The 16,537-nt window shown below is 66.0% G+C and carries 19 protein-coding genes and 1 pseudogene; 11 read left to right on the forward strand and 9 right to left on the reverse strand.

Going from position 1 to position 16,537, the window contains the following annotated elements; translation table 11 throughout:
* Nucleotides 1-49 precede the first annotated feature (49 nt).
* The 9 genes from KHC23_RS11315 (at nucleotide 50) to KHC23_RS11355 (ending at nucleotide 8,265) form a co-directional block, all read left to right on the forward strand.
* Nucleotides 50-382 (forward strand): FtsB family cell division protein, encoded by a 333-nt coding sequence (locus tag KHC23_RS11315; protein WP_213372506.1) that lies wholly within the window; start codon nucleotides 50-52, stop codon nucleotides 380-382.
* A gap of 244 nt (nucleotides 383-626) precedes the next feature.
* Nucleotides 627-1,688, forward strand: a complete 1,062-nt coding sequence (gene pdhA / locus KHC23_RS11320; RefSeq protein ID WP_213372508.1) for a pyruvate dehydrogenase (acetyl-transferring) E1 component subunit alpha — start codon at nucleotides 627-629, stop codon at nucleotides 1,686-1,688.
* 10 nt (nucleotides 1,689-1,698) lie between these two features.
* Entirely contained in the window at nucleotides 1,699-1,998 is a 300-nt protein-coding gene (locus KHC23_RS11325; protein ID WP_213372509.1) for a hypothetical protein, read from the forward strand.
* A 39-nt stretch (nucleotides 1,999-2,037) separates the two neighbouring features.
* The gene (locus KHC23_RS11330; protein WP_213372511.1) at nucleotides 2,038-3,453 is read left to right on the forward strand and encodes a pyruvate dehydrogenase complex E1 component subunit beta; all 1,416 of its coding nucleotides are present in this window, start codon (nucleotides 2,038-2,040) and stop codon (nucleotides 3,451-3,453) included.
* 15 nt (nucleotides 3,454-3,468) lie between these two features.
* Nucleotides 3,469-4,821 (forward strand): pyruvate dehydrogenase complex dihydrolipoamide acetyltransferase, encoded by a 1,353-nt coding sequence (locus KHC23_RS11335; protein WP_213372513.1) that lies wholly within the window; start codon nucleotides 3,469-3,471, stop codon nucleotides 4,819-4,821.
* A gap of 103 nt (nucleotides 4,822-4,924) precedes the next feature.
* Entirely contained in the window at nucleotides 4,925-6,343 is a 1,419-nt protein-coding gene (lpdA, locus tag KHC23_RS11340) for a dihydrolipoyl dehydrogenase (RefSeq protein WP_213372515.1), read from the forward strand.
* A 33-nt stretch (nucleotides 6,344-6,376) separates the two neighbouring features.
* The gene (locus KHC23_RS11345; RefSeq protein ID WP_213372517.1) at nucleotides 6,377-6,655 is read left to right on the forward strand and encodes a GlsB/YeaQ/YmgE family stress response membrane protein; all 279 of its coding nucleotides are present in this window, start codon (nucleotides 6,377-6,379) and stop codon (nucleotides 6,653-6,655) included.
* Nucleotides 6,656-6,798: 143 nt separating this feature from the next.
* On the forward strand, nucleotides 6,799-7,791 hold the full coding sequence (gene lipA / locus KHC23_RS11350) for a lipoyl synthase (protein WP_213372519.1): 993 nt from the start codon (nucleotides 6,799-6,801) through the stop codon (nucleotides 7,789-7,791).
* 3 nt (nucleotides 7,792-7,794) lie between these two features.
* Nucleotides 7,795-8,265 carry a type II toxin-antitoxin system RatA family toxin gene (locus KHC23_RS11355; protein WP_213372522.1) on the forward strand — a complete coding sequence of 157 codons (471 nt, stop codon included), beginning with the start codon at nucleotides 7,795-7,797 and terminating at the stop codon, nucleotides 8,263-8,265.
* Between the two features lie 42 nt (nucleotides 8,266-8,307).
* On the opposite strand, the gene KHC23_RS11360 is transcribed toward KHC23_RS11355, so the two are convergent.
* The 5 genes and pseudogenes from KHC23_RS11360 to KHC23_RS11375 form a co-directional block, all read right to left on the reverse strand.
* Nucleotides 8,308-8,682, reverse strand: coding sequence for a GNAT family N-acetyltransferase (locus KHC23_RS11360; protein ID WP_271188618.1), 375 nt, complete (start codon nucleotides 8,680-8,682; stop codon nucleotides 8,308-8,310).
* Nucleotides 8,683-8,857: 175 nt separating this feature from the next.
* Nucleotides 8,858-9,412, reverse strand: a complete 555-nt coding sequence (locus KHC23_RS11365) for a phage tail protein (protein ID WP_213372526.1) — start codon at nucleotides 9,410-9,412, stop codon at nucleotides 8,858-8,860.
* Nucleotides 9,413-9,425: 13 nt separating this feature from the next.
* Nucleotides 9,426-9,716 carry a hypothetical protein gene (locus KHC23_RS24375; protein ID WP_246544510.1) on the reverse strand — a complete coding sequence of 97 codons (291 nt, stop codon included), beginning with the start codon at nucleotides 9,714-9,716 and terminating at the stop codon, nucleotides 9,426-9,428.
* Between the two features lie 99 nt (nucleotides 9,717-9,815).
* Nucleotides 9,816-9,992: pseudogene (locus KHC23_RS24870) on the reverse strand (phage tail protein); the annotation flags it as partial.
* A gap of 62 nt (nucleotides 9,993-10,054) precedes the next feature.
* Complete coding sequence (locus KHC23_RS11375; protein WP_213372530.1) at nucleotides 10,055-10,612, reverse strand: phage tail protein; 558 nt, start codon at nucleotides 10,610-10,612, stop codon at nucleotides 10,055-10,057.
* A 661-nt stretch (nucleotides 10,613-11,273) separates the two neighbouring features.
* Here KHC23_RS11375 and KHC23_RS11380 point away from each other — a divergent pair.
* Entirely contained in the window at nucleotides 11,274-13,085 is a 1,812-nt protein-coding gene (locus tag KHC23_RS11380; protein ID WP_246544511.1) for an asparagine synthetase B family protein, read from the forward strand.
* A gap of 38 nt (nucleotides 13,086-13,123) precedes the next feature.
* On the opposite strand, the gene KHC23_RS11385 is transcribed toward KHC23_RS11380, so the two are convergent.
* From KHC23_RS11385 to KHC23_RS11400, 4 genes are all read right to left on the reverse strand, one after another.
* Nucleotides 13,124-13,960 carry a sulfotransferase domain-containing protein gene (locus tag KHC23_RS11385; RefSeq protein ID WP_213372534.1) on the reverse strand — a complete coding sequence of 279 codons (837 nt, stop codon included), beginning with the start codon at nucleotides 13,958-13,960 and terminating at the stop codon, nucleotides 13,124-13,126.
* On the reverse strand, nucleotides 13,957-14,877 hold the full coding sequence (locus KHC23_RS11390) for a phosphoenolpyruvate carboxykinase (ATP) (protein ID WP_271188619.1): 921 nt from the start codon (nucleotides 14,875-14,877) through the stop codon (nucleotides 13,957-13,959). Before KHC23_RS11390 ends, KHC23_RS11385 begins: the two co-directional genes overlap by 4 nt.
* Nucleotides 14,874-15,155, reverse strand: a complete 282-nt coding sequence (locus tag KHC23_RS11395; protein WP_213372536.1) for a PqqD family protein — start codon at nucleotides 15,153-15,155, stop codon at nucleotides 14,874-14,876. Before KHC23_RS11395 ends, KHC23_RS11390 begins: the two co-directional genes overlap by 4 nt.
* A gap of 169 nt (nucleotides 15,156-15,324) precedes the next feature.
* Nucleotides 15,325-15,723 (reverse strand): RidA family protein, encoded by a 399-nt coding sequence (locus KHC23_RS11400; RefSeq protein WP_213372537.1) that lies wholly within the window; start codon nucleotides 15,721-15,723, stop codon nucleotides 15,325-15,327.
* A 190-nt stretch (nucleotides 15,724-15,913) separates the two neighbouring features.
* Here KHC23_RS11400 and KHC23_RS11405 point away from each other — a divergent pair, with 190 nt between their 5' ends.
* Nucleotides 15,914-16,525 carry a TetR/AcrR family transcriptional regulator gene (locus KHC23_RS11405; RefSeq protein WP_213372538.1) on the forward strand — a complete coding sequence of 204 codons (612 nt, stop codon included), beginning with the start codon at nucleotides 15,914-15,916 and terminating at the stop codon, nucleotides 16,523-16,525.
* The last annotated feature ends 12 nt before the right edge of the window (nucleotides 16,526-16,537 follow it).

Consider the following 16,537-nt stretch of genomic DNA (forward strand, 5'->3'; position numbering starts at 1 on the left):
GACATCATCGTTAACCGGGCCTCAACCGGCCCCGGCTAGGCTGCGTCGCATGATCATTCGCACGCGCTGGCGCTCCTTTTTCCAGACCGTCACCCTGCATCTCGGGGCGGCGGCTCTCGTCGGGTACTTCGCCTTCCAGGGCTATAATGGTCAGTACGGGCTGCTGGCCCGGCGGAGCTTCGAGCAGCAGCACGCCGAACTCACCGAGGAGCGGGACCGGCTGCACGCCCAGCGCGCCGCGCTGCAGGCGAAGGTGCGGCTGATGTCGCCCGATCTGGTCGACGCCGACATGCTCGACGAGCAGGCGCGCGCGCTGCTGAATCTGGTTCATCCCAAGGATCTGGTGCTTTTGCGGGTTCCCGATGCCGCGCAGCCGCGCTGAACGATAATTCATCCGGCAGGGTAAATCGGTGGCATGCCAGAGAGGTATCGTTGGGAAGTGACGCAATTGCAGAAGCTTAACTCAATTTAAGTTAAATCCGCATTTTAACTGAAAAAAAGTTTAAATGCGGAAACCATTGCGCCAGCAACATGTTGTGCGGCGCAGCATTGCGTTACGCGCGTAGCGCAGGCGACGAAGGTGGGCTATTAAGCTCCTCGACTTTGTCCCGAGCTGAGGATGCGCCATGGTAGTCGCCGCCAACAAATCGGCCGTCGGAAGAGCCTCCACCCCCGCCAAGGCCGCGACCAAGAGTCCGGCGCGGCGTTCGGACAAGATGGCGGTTCCCGAGTTCACGAAGGCCGAGGAACTCGACGCCTATCGTCGGATGCTAGAGATTCGCCGCTTCGAGGAAAAGGCCGGCCAGCTCTACGGCATGGGCCTCATTGGCGGCTTCTGCCATCTCTATATCGGCCAGGAAGCGGTCGTCGTCGGCATGCAGTCCGCCCTCAAGGAGGGCGATCAGGTCATCACCGGCTATCGCGACCATGGCCACATGCTGGCCTGCGGCATGGACCCCAAGGGCGTGATGGCCGAGCTGACCGGCCGCCGCGGGGGTTATTCCAAGGGCAAGGGCGGCTCGATGCACATGTTCAGCACCGAGAAGGGCTTCTTCGGCGGTCACGGCATCGTCGGCGCCCAGGTCTCGCTCGGCACCGGTCTCGCCTTCGCCAGCCATTACCGCGACAATGGCGGGGTCTGCCTCACCTATTTCGGCGACGGCGCGGCCAATCAGGGCCAGGTCTATGAGAGCTTCAACATGGCGGAGCTCTGGAAGCTGCCGGTCGTCTACATCATCGAGAACAACAAATACGCCATGGGCACCGCGGTAAACCGCGCCTCCGCCCAGACCGATTTCTCCAAGCGCGGCTCCTCCTTCAACATTCCCGGCGAGCAGGTCGACGGCATGGATGTGCGGGCGGTGAGGGCCGCCGGCGAGCGGGCGGTCGAGTTCGCCCGCGGCGGCAAGGGTCCCTACATCCTCGAAATGCTCACCTACCGCTATCGCGGCCACTCCATGTCCGATCCGGCCAAGTACCGGTCGAAGGAGGAGGTGCAGAAGATGCGGACCGAGCACGACCCGATCGAGCAGGTGCGCAACCGTCTTCTCGAAAAGAAGTGGGCCACCGAGGAGGAACTGAAGGCCATCGACGCCGAGCTTCGCGACCAGATGAACGCGGCGGCCGATTTCGCCAGTGCCGACCCGGAGCCGGACCCGTCCGAGCTCTACACCGACATCCTGCGCTGAGCGCGGGCCGATGCTGGTCGAGCTGTTCTGGGTCGCGCTGGTCGCCGGTGTGTCGGCGGCGGCGGTCATCTGGGTTCTAGCAGCCCGGCTCGCCTTCGGCATGCGTCGGGTCGCCGGTGGCGGCGCGCTGGCCCTGCTGCCAGCCCTGCTCTGGCCGTTCGGAACCCGGCAACTGGCCGGCGCCTCGCCTTCCGAAGCGACCAGGCTCAACAAGATGATGGTCGCCTTCTTCGCCGCCCTTCTCATCGCCATCGCCTCGATGGCCGTCTACAGCAACCTGACGTTCGTGCTTCCGGCACCGACGCAGTGACGCGCGATTTCGACGCACGTTTCTTTGGGGAACGCCGCCATGCCGACCGAAGTTCTGATGCCTGCCCTGTCTCCTACCATGGAGAAGGGAAACCTCGCCAAGTGGCTCAAGAAAGAGGGCGACCCGGTCAAGTCCGGCGACGTCATCGCCGAGATCGAGACCGATAAGGCCACGATGGAAGTCGAGGCCATCGACGAGGGCACCCTCGGCCGGATCCTGGTGCCCGAGGGCACGCAGGATGTCGCGGTGAACACGCCGATCGCCGTCATCCTCGCCGATGGCGAGGACGCGAGCGCGGCCAGCGCGCCGAACCCGAAGGCTGCCGAATCGGCGCCGCCGGTTGCCGCCGCGCCGGTCGAGCCCTCGCCGGTGGCGGCTTCCGCACCGGCGACGCCCGCCGCCGTCAATTCCGCCGTCGCCGCGCCGCCCCGGCCGGAGACGGTGCCCGAGCCGGACGTGCCCGAGGGCACCGAATTCGTCAGCCAGACCATGCGCGAGGCGCTGCGCGACGCCATGGCTGAAGAGATGCGCCGCGACGGCGACGTGTTCGTCATGGGCGAGGAGGTCGCCGAATATCAGGGCGCCTACAAGATCACCCAGGGGCTGCTGCAGGAATTCGGGGCGCGCCGCGTCATCGACACGCCGATCACCGAGCACGGCTTTGCCGGCGTCGGCGTCGGCGCGGCGATGGCCGGGCTGAAGCCGATCGTCGAGTTCATGACCTTCAACTTCGCCATGCAGGCGATCGACCAGATCATCAACTCCGCCGCCAAGACGCTGTACATGTCCGGCGGGCAGGTGCACTGCTCCATCGTGTTCCGCGGCCCCAACGGCGCCGCCGCCCGCGTCGCCGCCCAGCACAGCCAGGACTACACCTCCTGGTACAGCCACATTCCCGGCCTCAAGGTGGTGGCGCCCTACACGGCGGCCGACGCCAAGGGCCTGCTCAAATCGGCGATCCGCGATCCCAACCCGATCATCTTCCTTGAGAACGAGATCCTCTACGGCCATTCCTCGCCGGTGCCGAAGCTGGACGACTTCACGGTGCCGATCGGCAAGGCGAAGATCGCCCGCGCCGGCAAGGACGTGACGCTGGTGGCGTGGTCGATCGGCATGAACTACGCCCTCAAGGCGGCCGAGGAACTGGCCAAGCTCGGCATCGAGGCCGAGGTGATCGACCTGCGCACCATCCGCCCGATGGATGTCGAGACCATCGTCGCCTCGGTGCAGAAGACCGGGCGCTGCGTCACCGTCGAGGAGGGCTGGCATCAGTCCGGCGTCGGCTCGGAGATCGTCGCCCAGCTGATGGAAAAGGCGTTCGACTATCTCGACGCCCCCGTGCTGCGCGTCACCGGCAAGGATGTTCCCATGCCCTACGCCGCCAATCTCGAAAAGCTGGCCTTGCCGTCGGTGCAGGACGTCGTCGACGCCGCACGGGCCGTCACTTATCGCTGAGGCCGGAGAAGCGCCATGTCCGTCGAAATCCTGATGCCGGCCCTGTCTCCCACCATGGAGAAGGGCAATCTGGCCAAATGGCTGAAGAAGGAGGGCGACAAGGTCGCTCCCGGTGACGTCATCGCCGAAATCGAAACCGACAAGGCGACGATGGAGGTTGAGGCCATCGACGAGGGCACGCTGGCGAAAATCGTCGTGCCGGAAGGCACCGCCGACGTGCCGGTGAACCAGCTCATCGCCGTTCTCGCCACCGAGGGCGAGGATGTGAAGGTGGTGGCCGCCGGCTCCGGCTCGGCGCCGGCCAAGGCGGAAGCGCCCAAGGCGGAAGCCGCTCCTGCGGCTCAGACGGAGGCGCCGAAGTCTGTGGCGCCCAAGCCTGAGGAACCGAAGGCGGCCGCGCCGGTCGCCGCGTCCGGCGAGCGGGTCTTCGCCTCGCCGCTGGCCCGTCGCCTGGCCAAGGAAAAGGGCGTCGAGCTGTCGGGCGTGAAGGGCTCGGGCCCGCATGGCCGCGTCATTGCCGCCGATGTCGAAACCGCCCCCGCCGGCGGCGCCGCCAAGGCCCCGGCTGCGGCTTCCGCGCCGGCGACCGCACCCGCCGCCGCGCCGGCGCCGGTGTCGAACGGCGCCCTGCTGGAACAGGTGAAGGCCTACTATGAGCCCGGCACTTATGAGGAAATTCCGCTGGACGGCATGCGCCGCGTCATCGCCCAGCGCATGGCCGAGGCGCGCCAGACGGTGCCGACCTTCTACCTCACGGTGGATTGCGACGTCGACGCGCTGCTCAAGCTGCGCGAGGAACTGAACAAGGCCGCGCCCGAGAAGGACGGCAAGGCCGCCTACAAGCTCTCGGTCAACGACTTCGTCATCAAGGCCTATGCGCTGGCCTTCCAGCAGGTGCCGGATGCCAACCAGGTGTGGGGCGGCGACCGCTATCTCAAGCTCAAGCATTCCGACATCGGCGTCGCGGTGGCGATCGACGGCGGCAAGGGCCTCCTCACGCCGATCATCCGCAAGGCCGAGACCAAGACCCTCTCCGCCATCTCCAACGAGACCCGCGAACTCGCCACCCGCGCCCGCAACAAGAAGCTGGCGCCGGCCGAGTATCAGGGCGGTTCGTCGGCGATCTCCAATCTCGGCATGTTCGGAATCAAGGATTTCACGGCGATCATCAACCCGCCGCACGCGACCATCCTCGCGGTCGGCGCCAGTGAGCCGCGGGCGGTGGTGAAGAAGGGCGAGCTTGCGGTGGCGACGGTGATGACCGTCACCATCTCCTGTGACCACCGGGTGATGGACGGCGCCATGGGCGCGCAGCTCATCGGCGCGTTCAAGCAGATCATCGAAAAGCCGATGTCCATGCTGGTGTGATCCAGCCGATCGTCATGGCCGGGGCTGCCCCGGCCATCCACGTCTTTCGCAAGGCGCGCCGGGCACTTCCCGGATCGAGCCCGGGCACGACGGAAGAAATCTGATGGCGAACAGTTACGACCTCCTCTTCATCGGCTCCGGCCCCGGCGGCTATGTCGGCGCCATCCGCGCCGCCCAGCTCGGCCTCAAGGTCGGCGTGATCGAGCGCTCCTATGTCGGTGGTATCTGCCCGAACTGGGGCTGCATCCCGGCCAAGGCGCTGCTGCGCTCGGCCGAGATCTTCCACTATATCGAGCATGCCAAGGATTACGGCCTGATCGCCGAGAAGGCCGGCGTCGACATATCAGGCGTGGTCAAGCGCTCGCGCGGCATCGCGGCGCAGATGAGCAATGGCGTCGGCTTCCTGCTGAAGAAGAACAAGGTCGACGTGATCTGGGGGCAGGCGACCCTCACCGCCCCCGGCAAGGTGACCGTGGCCGCCTCGGCCGAGCCGGCGCCCAAGGGCGCGCTGGCGTCGGGCGAGTACACCGCGAAGGACATCGTCATCGCCACCGGCGCCCGTCCGCGGGCGCTGCCGGGGATCGAGCCGGACAAGAAGCTGATCTGGACCTATTTCGAGGCGCTGGCGCCGGCCAGCGTGCCGAAATCGCTGCTGATCATGGGCTCGGGCGCCATCGGCGTCGAATTCGCGTCCTTCTATCATGCAATGGGCTCGGACGTGACAATCGTCGAGCTGCTGCCGCAGATCCTCCCGGTCGAGGACACCGAGATCGCCGAGCACGCCCGCAAGCGGTTCGAGAAGCAGGGCATCAAGATCCTCACCGGCGCCAAGGTGTCGAAGGTGGTCAAGGGCGCGGACAACGTCACCGCCACCGTCGAGACGGCGGATGGCAAGGTGCAGACCCTGACCGCCGACCGGCTGATCTCCGCCGTCGGCGTGGTCGGCAATATCGAGAATCTCGGGCTGGAGAAGCTCGGCGTGAAGACCGATCGCGGCTGCGTGGTGGTCGATGGCCTGTGCCGTACCAATGTGCCCGGCATCTGGGCGATCGGCGATGTGGCCGGCCCGCCCATGCTAGCCCACAAGGCGGAACATGAGGGCGTGATCGCCGCCGAAGCCATCGCCGGCAAGCATGCCCACCCGATGGACAAGCTGATGATTCCCGGCTGCACCTATTGCATGCCGCAGGTCGCTTCCGTCGGGCTGACCGAGGCGAAGGCCAAGGAAGCCGGCTATGAACTGAAGATCGGCCGCTTCCCCTTCATCGGCAATGGCAAGGCGGTGGCGCTGGGCGAGCCGGAAGGGCTGGTCAAGACCATCTTCGACGCCAAGACCGGGCGCCTGCTCGGCGCGCATCTGGTCGGCGCGGAGGTCACCGAACTCATTCAGGGCTTCGTGCTGGCGATGAATCTGGAGACCACCGAGGAAGAGCTGATCAACGCGGTCTTCCCGCACCCCACGGTTTCTGAGACGATGCATGAGAGCGTGCTCAGCGCCTATGGGCGCGCCATCCATATCTAGTCCGGGCGTCGTGCCCAGGGGCGGGAGCCTGCCATGGAAGCGGATACGTATGCGGCGCTGAACCAGCCGGGCGTCGGCTGGCTCACCATGATCGTCATCGGCCTGCTCGCCGGCTGGATCGCGGAGAAGGTGACAGACAGCGACCACGGGCTGTTCGCCAACCTGATCTTCGGCCTCGTCGGCGCGTTCCTCGGCAAGTACCTCGCCGAGATGGCGGCGATTCCGGTGTTCGGCTTCTTCCGCACCCTGATCGCCGCCACGGTCGGCGCCATCATCGTGCTGTTCCTGTGGCGCAAGATTCGCGGGCGGTGAGCACGCGCGGACAGGCGCTTGCCGTCATGCGTACGGCACAAGGCGGGTGCGTTCCCCACCCCCTTTCGCCAACGGGCCGCGAGGCTTAACTGTGGGGCAGCCGGCTCGCGCCGGATGCGTCGAATGCAGCCAGCGGAAAGCCAATGGTCGTCGTTCTAAATACTCTCAACCGCGCGCTCGAGAAGCCCCGCCACCCCGAGAAGGCGAAGCGGGCGGAAACACCGGTGCTCAAGAAGCCGGACTGGATACGGGTGCGCGCGCCCGGCACGCTCGGCTGGCAGGAGACGGCGAATATCGTGCGCGCCAGCGGCCTCGTCACGGTCTGCGAGGAGGCGAGCTGCCCGAATATCGGTGAGTGCTGGCAGAAGAAGCACGCCACCTTCATGATCATGGGCGACACCTGCACCCGGGCCTGCGCCTTCTGCAATGTGCGCACCGGCATGCCCGGCCCGCTGGACCGCGACGAGCCGCAAAAGGTGGCGGACGCGGTGGCCAGGCTGGGGCTTGAGCATGTCGTCGTCACCTCGGTGGATCGGGATGACCTCGACGATGGCGGCGCCGCGCATTTCGCCCGCACCATTGCCGCCATCCGCGCCACCAGCCCGAAGACCACGATCGAGATCCTCACCCCGGACTTCCTGCGCAAGGAGGGGGCACTGGAAGTGGTGGTGGCGGCGCGGCCGGACGTGTTCAACCACAATCTCGAATGCGTGCCCTCGCTCTATCTGAAGGTGCGGCCGGGCGCGCGCTATTTCCATTCGCTGCGGCTGCTGCAGCGGGTTAAGGAACTGGACCCCGGCATCTTCACCAAGTCCGGCATCATGGTGGGTCTCGGCGAGGTGCGGCACGAAGTGCTGCAACTGATGGACGACCTGCGCTCGGCCGAGATCGACTTCATGACCATCGGCCAGTATCTGCAGCCGACCCGAAAGCACCATCCGGTGATGGCCTTCGTCACCCCGGAGGATTTCAAGTCGTATGAGACGGTGGCTTATGCCAAGGGCTTCCTCATGGTCTCGTCGAGCCCGCTGACGCGCTCCTCCCACCATGCTGGCGAGGATTTCGCCCGGTTGCGCGCCGCGCGGGCGGCCAAGGTCGGCGACACTGCGCCCGCGCCGGCGTTTGCGCCCGCCTGAACCATGCCGTCCTTCCGCAACAAACGGCATGTGCGCCATTCCGCGGCCGAGATGTTCGACCTAGTGGCGGATGTGGAGCGCTATCCGGAATTCGTGCCGCTGTGCGAGAGCCTGCATGTGCGCCGGCGCGTCGCCAGCGGGGAGGGCGTCGACATCCTCGTCGCCGATATGAGCGTCGCCTACAAGATGTTCCGCGAGAGCTTCACCAGCCGGGTGACGCTGGACCGGCCGCGACTTTCCATCGTGGTCGAGTATCTCGACGGGCCGTTCAGCCGGTTGGAGAATCGCTGGACCTTCCGGCCGCAGGAGGACGGAAGCTGCGACGTGGAGTTCTTCATCTCCTATGAATTCCGCTCGCGCACACTCGGCCTGCTGATGGGGGCGATGTTCGACGCCGCCTTCCGCCGCTTCGCCCAGGCCTTCGAAGAGCGCGCGGACGCGGTGTACGGGGTGGGGAAGCTGGCGGAGCGATAGGCGCGGACCGCAGCGCTGCCCGGTTGCTTCGGAAGAGCCGCTTCAGCGCGCTCCGCGCCGACCGACGGTCTCCGGTTCCCTGATCATCAGCCGATAGGGACCGCTCTCTCCCGCAGCTCTAAATCCCTTGCGCCGATAGAGGCGCTGGGCGGGATTGGACTCCGCCACATGGAGCGAGGTGATGCGGCCGCGAGCGTCCGCCTCGGCGCACACCTGGTCCAGCAGGGCCCCGCCATAGCCCCGGTTGCGCATCTCCGGCAGCAGGCTGATATCGACGATTCGATGCTCGCGCGGGCCGCGATCAAGATAGAGACGGCCGACGGGAGCGCCATCGCGCTCGACGATCAGAAACGCCGCGTCGGCATAGGCACCCGCATAATGCGCGGTCTGGCAGCGGAACTGTTGGGCGAGAAACACACGCCGGACCTCGTCCGGCCAGCCGCAACCGTCCAACTCCGGCCATCTGACGCTCTCGAACAGGGCGCCCAGGAACGCGGCGTCTTCCGGGGATTCGAGGCGGAGGGAGAGTCCGGGCCCGACGAGAGACGCAGCCCCGCACATATTCGATTGTCGGCGCATGGCCGGAGCCAGGTCACGGTCGCTCGGGCCAGAGACCTTCGAGGGCGATGCAGAATCGGAGGGCCAGATAGGGCTGGCGGTTCTCATGCGGCTGATCTCCTCCGGCCGCCGCGATAGAGCCGGACGACAGCGTCGCGTCCTGAGGCTGCGTTCCCGGCAAGAAGCTTTCAACGATCGAAGGTGGCGAATCCAGCAGATACCTGCCGACATAGGCGCTCGGGGACGGCGTGCTTGTGAGCTTGGTCCTGTCCGCATTGTGGGTGGCCAGCCGATGACGATGGCCGGGTGTTGTAAGCTCGCCGAGTTTGACGGCAGCGGCGCCCGACGACGTGCCGACCGGCACGCGGTGCAGGTTGGGCTGGGTATTTTCCTCGACGGCTCCGAGGGGAGCGCGACCCGACAGATTGGGCAAGGCGAAATCATTGCCGCGTTTGCCGTAGGTGTAACCAATGATGGCAAAAAGTGGTTGGTATATCGACTGGGGCAGGAACTGGCCGTCGCAATCAGCCCAGCCTACTGGCGCATAGTTCCACGGAAAGATGCGTATTTCGCCGATAAAAGGGTCCATTGGAAAGTGTCCTTCATTCCGGAACGGGGAAGAGGCCGGATTCGGCTATGATGAAACGGATGGCCAGGGTCGGCATCGTGTTCTGATGCGTCGCGGTCAATCCACTCGGCAGGCCGCACGCTTCGCCTACGACATCCTCCTTCAGCTTCCTCGGCGTCAGACCTGTGGCATCGGCGACATAGGCGAGGCCCTTGAGGGCGCCGGGATCGGCCGAAGCGGCGGCGGCGTAGACGAGGGCGCTCGACGGCGCCGACTCCGTGGCCGGCGCTGTCGACGCCATCAGCCGATGGTTGTGCGCCGGCATGTTCTCTTCCCTGATCTCGACAGCGTCGACGCCGCCTGAAGCGCCGATGAGCCGCAGCGTCAGCCCGGGACCGGCGCCGCTACACACCGGCAGGCGTGCGCGCAGATCGGGTATCTTGAACTGCGTTCGGCCATCGCCGCCCCATGTCGTGCCAAGAAGGGAAAAGAGAGGCTCATGGTTCGCGATGGTCAGAAGCCTTCCGTCGCAGAACAGCCAGCCTCGCGGCTCGTAATTTCCGGAGAACATGCGGATTTCGCCAACATATTGATCTGCCATGTCGCCCTCTAGATTGGCGGATAATCATTGATATGATCTGAATGTAGAAGTAAAATACGGTCTCATCCTCTCGGCGGATAGGCGCCTGACATGCATATATAAAAGTCTATGACTGAGAACGGCTGCATGTTGTCGTGAGGCGCGGGCGCGGCGAGCCCGTAGGTCTCGAGAGATCCTTCGTTCAGGTGGGTTAGGTTGGCGGCGGCAGGGTAGGCGCCGAAGAGGAAGCGTTGCCTTGGCGGGCTCAGATCATCGGTGTTGATGGCGGCGATATGCGCCTCCGCGGCGTTGCCCGTGGTGCCAATCTGGGTGCAGGCATGGAGATCATGGGTATGTGCCGGCAGTTGGTTGACCGTGAGCCTGACGGCTTCCTGCCCTCCGACCGCACCCATGTCGTACACGTTCCCAAACTCATCTCTTCCGTAGCCGAGGGGAACGCGACCACGCAGGTCCGGAAGGGCAAAGGTCTTCGAGCCATCCCCGCCATACATGTCGCCAAGAAGCGATCCAAGTGCTTGATATTGGGCGAAGGGCAGTATCGCGCCATCGGCTCTGCGCCAGCCCCTTGGCACCCGTGAATAGGGAAACAGGCGAATCTCGCCCAGGAAACCGTCACTCATCTTTGCCCACTCCCCGACAAGCCGCTTCAAATCTCTGGTTGTTGCAACCGATAATGCAACCATAGAAGCATATTTTTCTCGGAACTCAAGCATAAGTTGTATTCGCATGAGTGAACGGGAATCGGCTTGATTGCCGCTTGCCAATTCTCTTGGCGACGTACAATCTGCGGCAGAGAGATGCTCGTTTTTGGTGTTTCGATCAGGGGGCTGGCGTGGCTGAATGGGACGATGAGGTAGGCGCGTTGTCTCAGGCTGAGACCGAGCCCAATCCCAACCCTGTTGGGATGTTGAAGACCTGGGAGACGCCGGCTATTTCGGTCGTGCCCGCGAGTTCGGCGCAGGCCGGCGGTGGGGGGAATACAGAAGGCACGGGAACGTCTTGAGCGCGAAGTGCCGTTTGGGCCGGGTAGCCGATGGCATGGATTGCCACGGACTTTGAAGGCGCACGTCGCGACTCGCGCGTCTGCCGACATATCTGCTCTTATCGCGTATCGCGGGCTTTGGTCGGCTAGCTGCAGGTGATGTCTGGTTGCCGTCGGTTTGACAGCCAGCACGGCTGCGCTGATGCGGGCCTGAGCCGATAGCAAGGCAATGGTGAATGGGGTTCTGCGGCGGTTGGAATCTGCCTTTCGGCTCCGTCGAGAAAGCCGTTCGTGCCTTGATGAGATCGACCCGCAGGTCGACGGGCCGGCACGCGGAGGCGGCTGCGGTATTCGCCTGCGACGATGCGGTCTTCGCAGGCGACGATCGCCTGTTCGTCGTCTTTGACGGTCGGCTGGACAACCGGGAAGAGCTCGAGCGTCGGCTTGGGGTGCCGGGGGCATCCGCTTCGGACGGTGCCATTCTGCTCGCGGCCTACCACCGATGGGGCGGGAACTGCTTCGCCCATATTGTCGGCGATTATGCCTGCGCTGTCTGGGACGATGCCAGCCGCGCCTTCTTCCTGACCACCGATCCCGGCGCGCTGCGCACCCTGTTCTTCTGGTCGGATCGCGGACGCCTGCTGTTCGCCACCGAGCAGCGCGGCCTTTTCGCCTGCCCCGACGTGCCGCGCGAACTTGACCCGGAGCAGATGGCGGCGTGGCTCGCCATGCTCCCGCGCGAACCGTTGCGCACCTTCTTTCGGGGTATCCGCCGGGTACCGCCCGGCCATCTCGTGCGGTGGTCGGCGGGCAAGTTCACGCTGGAATGCTGGTGGCGGCCCGAAAATGTGCCGACGCTGCGCCTGAAGCGCGACGAGGATTACGAGGAGGCCCTGCGCGATGTTCTCGCCGAGGCGGTGCGCTGCCGCATTCGCCCGGGCGAGCGGATCGGGACCCACCTTTCCGGGGGGCTCGACAGTTCAAGCGTGACGGCGGTCGCGGCCAGGGCGCTTGCCGAGGAGGGCAGGGGCGCGACCGCCTTCACGGCCGCGCCGCGTCATCCCCAGCCCTCCCGGCGCAACCGCTTCACCGACGAATGGCCGCACGCCGCGGCGGTGGCGGCGCTCTATTCCAACGTCGAACATGTCCGCGTCGACAATGACGCCATGCCCATGCTGGATGCGCTCGACCTGCGCGAGGCCGGGAACGACTGGCCGCTGTTGAACGCATCGCACAATGCCTGGGACACGGCCATCCACCGCGACGCGCGCCGGCGGGGGCTGGACGTGATGCTGCAGGCTTCGATGGGCAACATGACCATCAGCTATGACGGAACGGAACTGCTGGCGAGGCGCCTGCGGAGCGGCGACGTCGTCGGCACGTTGCGAACGGTGAGGGACCTGCGCCGTGGTGGTGGACGCTCCTGGCTGGGCATTGCCGGGCAGGCGGCCGACAGCGTCCTCCCGGTGGCGCTGCGCCGGCGCCTGCGGGCGGCGTTCGGCAAGGGGGAGGCCGGGCTCTTCGACTATTCCGCCATCCATCCCGAATTTCTGAAGCGCTCGGGGGTGGCGGAACAGGCCATCGCGCTGGGATGCAACCTGCGCAACGTCGCGCGCGCCGACAGCCGTGCGCTGCGCCTCGCCGTGCTCGACCGCTCCGATCACCGGGGGCATTCCGCCATGGCGACGCGCCGGCTCTTCGGCATCGACGTGCGCGATCCCACAGGCGACAGGCGCCTTGTCGAGCTGTGCCTGTCGATTCCCGACGAACAGTTCGCGAAAGAAGGCGTGCCGCGCTCTCTGATCCGGCGGGCGATGCGGGGCCTGCTGCCTGATGTCGTGCTCGACGAGCGGCGCAAGGGTCTGCAGGCCGCCGATTGGCGGGTGACTTTCGACGCGGCGCTTCCAGGGTTGCGGCAGGAGGTGGCGCGGCTGCGCAACAGCCCCTTCGCCAGCGAATGCCTCGACCTGAACCGGATGGAGGCGCTGCTCGCCGCCTGGCCGGGGGTTGAAGCCACGGGTGAGCAGGCGAATTACGACTATCTCTGCGCCTTCAGCCGGGCCTTGACCGCCGGTCGGTTCATCCGCCGCGTCGAGGGCGGCAATGGATAACGCCGCCCGAGGGGCGACAAGAGAGGTGGCCGGCGGCCTCACCCATAGCCGAGGCGTGCCATCACCCGGCCCTGCGTGGCGATCAGCCGATCCGCCAGTTCGGGCGCCAGTTCGCGGCGCCAGCTGCCGGCAATTCCGGCGCGAAAGAAGGCTGATGAGGCGTTGCGCGGGCGCTCCTTGAAGCCGGCCCGCGATTCCTGTCCCGCAAGAACAGGAAAGCTGGTCGCCTCCAGGCTGCGGCGCAGGGTTGCCGCGTCGTCGTTGAAATCGAGGAAGCGGCAAAGCCGGGCAAAGACCGCGAACGGCTCTGCCAGCATGTCCTCGTAGCGCAGCACCAGCAACCGCACGTCGGCGGCGTCCAGCCAGCTCTCGACATGGGCGCTCCATGACGAAACGAAGTGCGCCACATTCGCGTTGAGGAGCCGCTGTGAACGGCCCAGGGTTAACCGCGCGTCGGCCATTATGCCGGTGCTCTCACCTGGCGAGCAGCCGAAGTGGTGCGCCAGCGACACCGCGACGTCGCGCGGATCGCGGACGATGTAGACGACGCGGTCGATGGCGTCCGCCGGAATGGCGGGCTCACGGGCGCCGGGCGGCGAAAGGTTGGCATCGTGCGTCTTGTAGATGCCAGGCTGTGCCTCGGCGATGCGTCGGCTGGTGACGGGCCGTAGAAGCGCGATCTCCTCCAGCGTCAGGTCCGAATGTTCAAGCTCGGCGTGGAAATCCTGCAGGCTCCGCGAGGTCAGATTGAGGATCAGCGACAGGTCGGTATTGAGATCGAGCGGCTGGCCGCCGCGCAGATGGCTGGCGAGAAAGGCACGCGTCCAGGTGTTGCCGGATTTGGGATAGGAGGCGATGAGGGTCAGGCCGCTCATCCCCGCACGGTCGCCTCGATGTCGTTGAGCCAGAGCTCGGGAGGGCTGTCCGGCCGCCGTGCGAGCGTGAACACCGGCACGCTGCTGGCGATCCGTGCGCGGGCCTGGAACAGTTGCGCGGCCTTGCCCAGCAACTGGCTCAGCCGGGGTCGGAAGGTTTGCGCCGTCAGGGCGGTCAGAATATCGAGTGCGTCCGACAGCCGTTCGATGCCCGTGCTTTCGCCAGGGCCGGCGGCGCGCAGCAGAAAGATGGCGCGCAGCGGCAGCGGTTCGCGGAAGCCGGCCTCATGCACAAGATAATGGTACTTTTCCTGCCCGCGCCGGTTGCGTTCCAGCCCTTCCGTCGAGAGCGCCGCGTCCTCGATCGTGTCGCGCCAGAGCTTCAGCCGCGGAAAGGATGGACGCACCAGCACCTGATCGACGCTCTCGATGACGCACACATCGTCCGAGAGCACACGGCGGCCACGCCGCGCGAAATTGAGCGCCAGCGTGGATTTTCCCACGCCCGAATGGCCGCAGAAGGCGACCGCGCCGCCGTCCATCTCGACGCAGGAGCCGTGCAGCGGAAGCAACCCGTGCTGATGGCAGATGAAGCCGAGCACCGAGCCGAGCAGGAAAAGCCTGATTTCGGCCGGGCTCGCCTCCGGCAGCGGCCGGATCGTGATCGCGCCCGAGGGCCGGACGAGAAACCGGCCAACCTCCGGCACCCCCAGCAGGCAGGCGCCGTCGTCGTCGACCTGCAGGAAGGAACTCGCCTCGCGGCCGCCGGGAAGCCTTTCGGGTACCTCGCCGATCTCGACCGTGAGGTCGGCGGGGCGCTCGTCGACCGTCCAGGGCATGAGTTCCGGCAGCGGAATCGCAGACCTGATGCGCCAGCCGCAGAGATATCCATCGGCCATCGGACCCGCCGTGTTCACGCGCGTATTTCGATGAGGTTCTGGGCTTCCAGACGGGTGAGAAAGGCGAGCACGTCCTCCTCGATGCGGGCGGGAGCGGCGGCATATTCGGCGCCAAGCATGCGGCACAGATCGTCGACCCGTAACGGCTGCTCCAGCCGCCGCCAGATGCCGGCCGCCACCGCGTTCAGCCCGAAATAGAGCCCCTGTTCGGCATCGAGCAGGACCTGCGTGTCTCCCACCGCCGCTTCGAGAGGATGCGGGCGGCGGACGACTTCGGAGATCCGCGACAGAGCCATGGCTCGAACTGTGGGTTGTTGAGGCTGCCTTAACACGTAACGCGCAATTCGGGGGGCGTCCAGAGCGCGCTGCAACTATCGGCGGCGATGGCGGGCTGTATGTACGGGAGGTATTTCCTGGCGCTTGCCGGCCCGGCCGGAGCGGACTGCCTCGCCGGGCCGGGGCGAGTCAGGATCGTTCGGGAATTCGCGCGATCACCTTGATCTCGAAGTCGAAGCCCGCAAGCCAGGTTACCCCGATGGCGGTCCAGCTGGGATGAGGCGGCGCGCTGAAGACCTGCTGCTTGACCGCCATGACAGCGTCGAACTGGCGTTCGGGATCGGTATGGAAGGTGGTCACATCGACGATGTCGTCGAAAGTGCAGCCGGCGGCCTTGAGCGTGGCGCCCAGATTCTCGAACGCCCGTTCGACCTGGAGCCGGAATTCCGGTTCGGGGCTGCCATCGGGACGGCTGCCGACCTGGCCGGATACGAAGAGCAGGTCGCCGGAGCGGATGGCGGCCGAATAGCCGTGGGCCTCATAGAGGGCATGCCTTTCGGCGGGGAAAATGGCGTCACGCTTGGCCATGTCGTTTCCTTTCGATGGGCTGGGTTTGTCGGTGGCGGCCCGCGCTGACGCTCATTGCGGAAATCCGCTCCGGTTGGCTGCGCCTTCCTGGAGGCGGCCCATTCTGATATACGTTACGTATGTGAATTTGATCGCATACGCAGTGCATGTCAACTCACATGCACTGCGTATGTCAAAATGGGGGCGGGTGATGGCCGTGCGACGGCGGGCGGAAAAAATGGAGGAGAACCGCGCCAGGCTGATCTCAGCCGCGCGCAAGGCCTTCGCCGAAAAGGGCTATGCCGGCGCCTCGATGGACGAACTGACGGCGGCGGTCGGCCTGACGCGGGGCGCGCTGTACCATAATTTCGGCGACAAGGAGGGTCTTCTGGCGGCCGTGGTTGACCAGATCGACGCTGAAATGGCGGCGCGTGCGCAGCGGATCGCCGCGGCGGCCGCGACGGAATGGGAAGGGCTGCTGGCCGAGGGGGAGGCCTATATCGAAATGGCGCTGGAGCCGGAGGTCCAGCGCATCGTGCTGCTCGATGGCCCGGCCGTGCTTGGCGACCCCTCGCAATGGCCGAGCCAGAATGCCTGCCTGCAGACGACGCGGCGAACGCTCGACCGACTGATCGCGCAGGGGATTCTCAAGCCGGTCGACCCGGAGGCGGCTGCCTGGCTGCTCAATGGCGCGGCGCTGAACGCGGCTCTGTGGATCGCAGCCAGCCCCTCACCGCCACAGGCTCTGCCGAAAGCGATCGAGGCGTTTCGCCATCTGGCGGAAGGGTTCCGGGCGGAAGCCGCGCCGGCGCGGCCCGTGTGACAGGCTACAGCG

Origin of the sequence: Ancylobacter dichloromethanicus (assembly GCF_018390645.1) — a bacterium.
GTDB classification, from domain to species: domain Bacteria; phylum Pseudomonadota; class Alphaproteobacteria; order Rhizobiales; family Xanthobacteraceae; genus Ancylobacter; species Ancylobacter dichloromethanicus.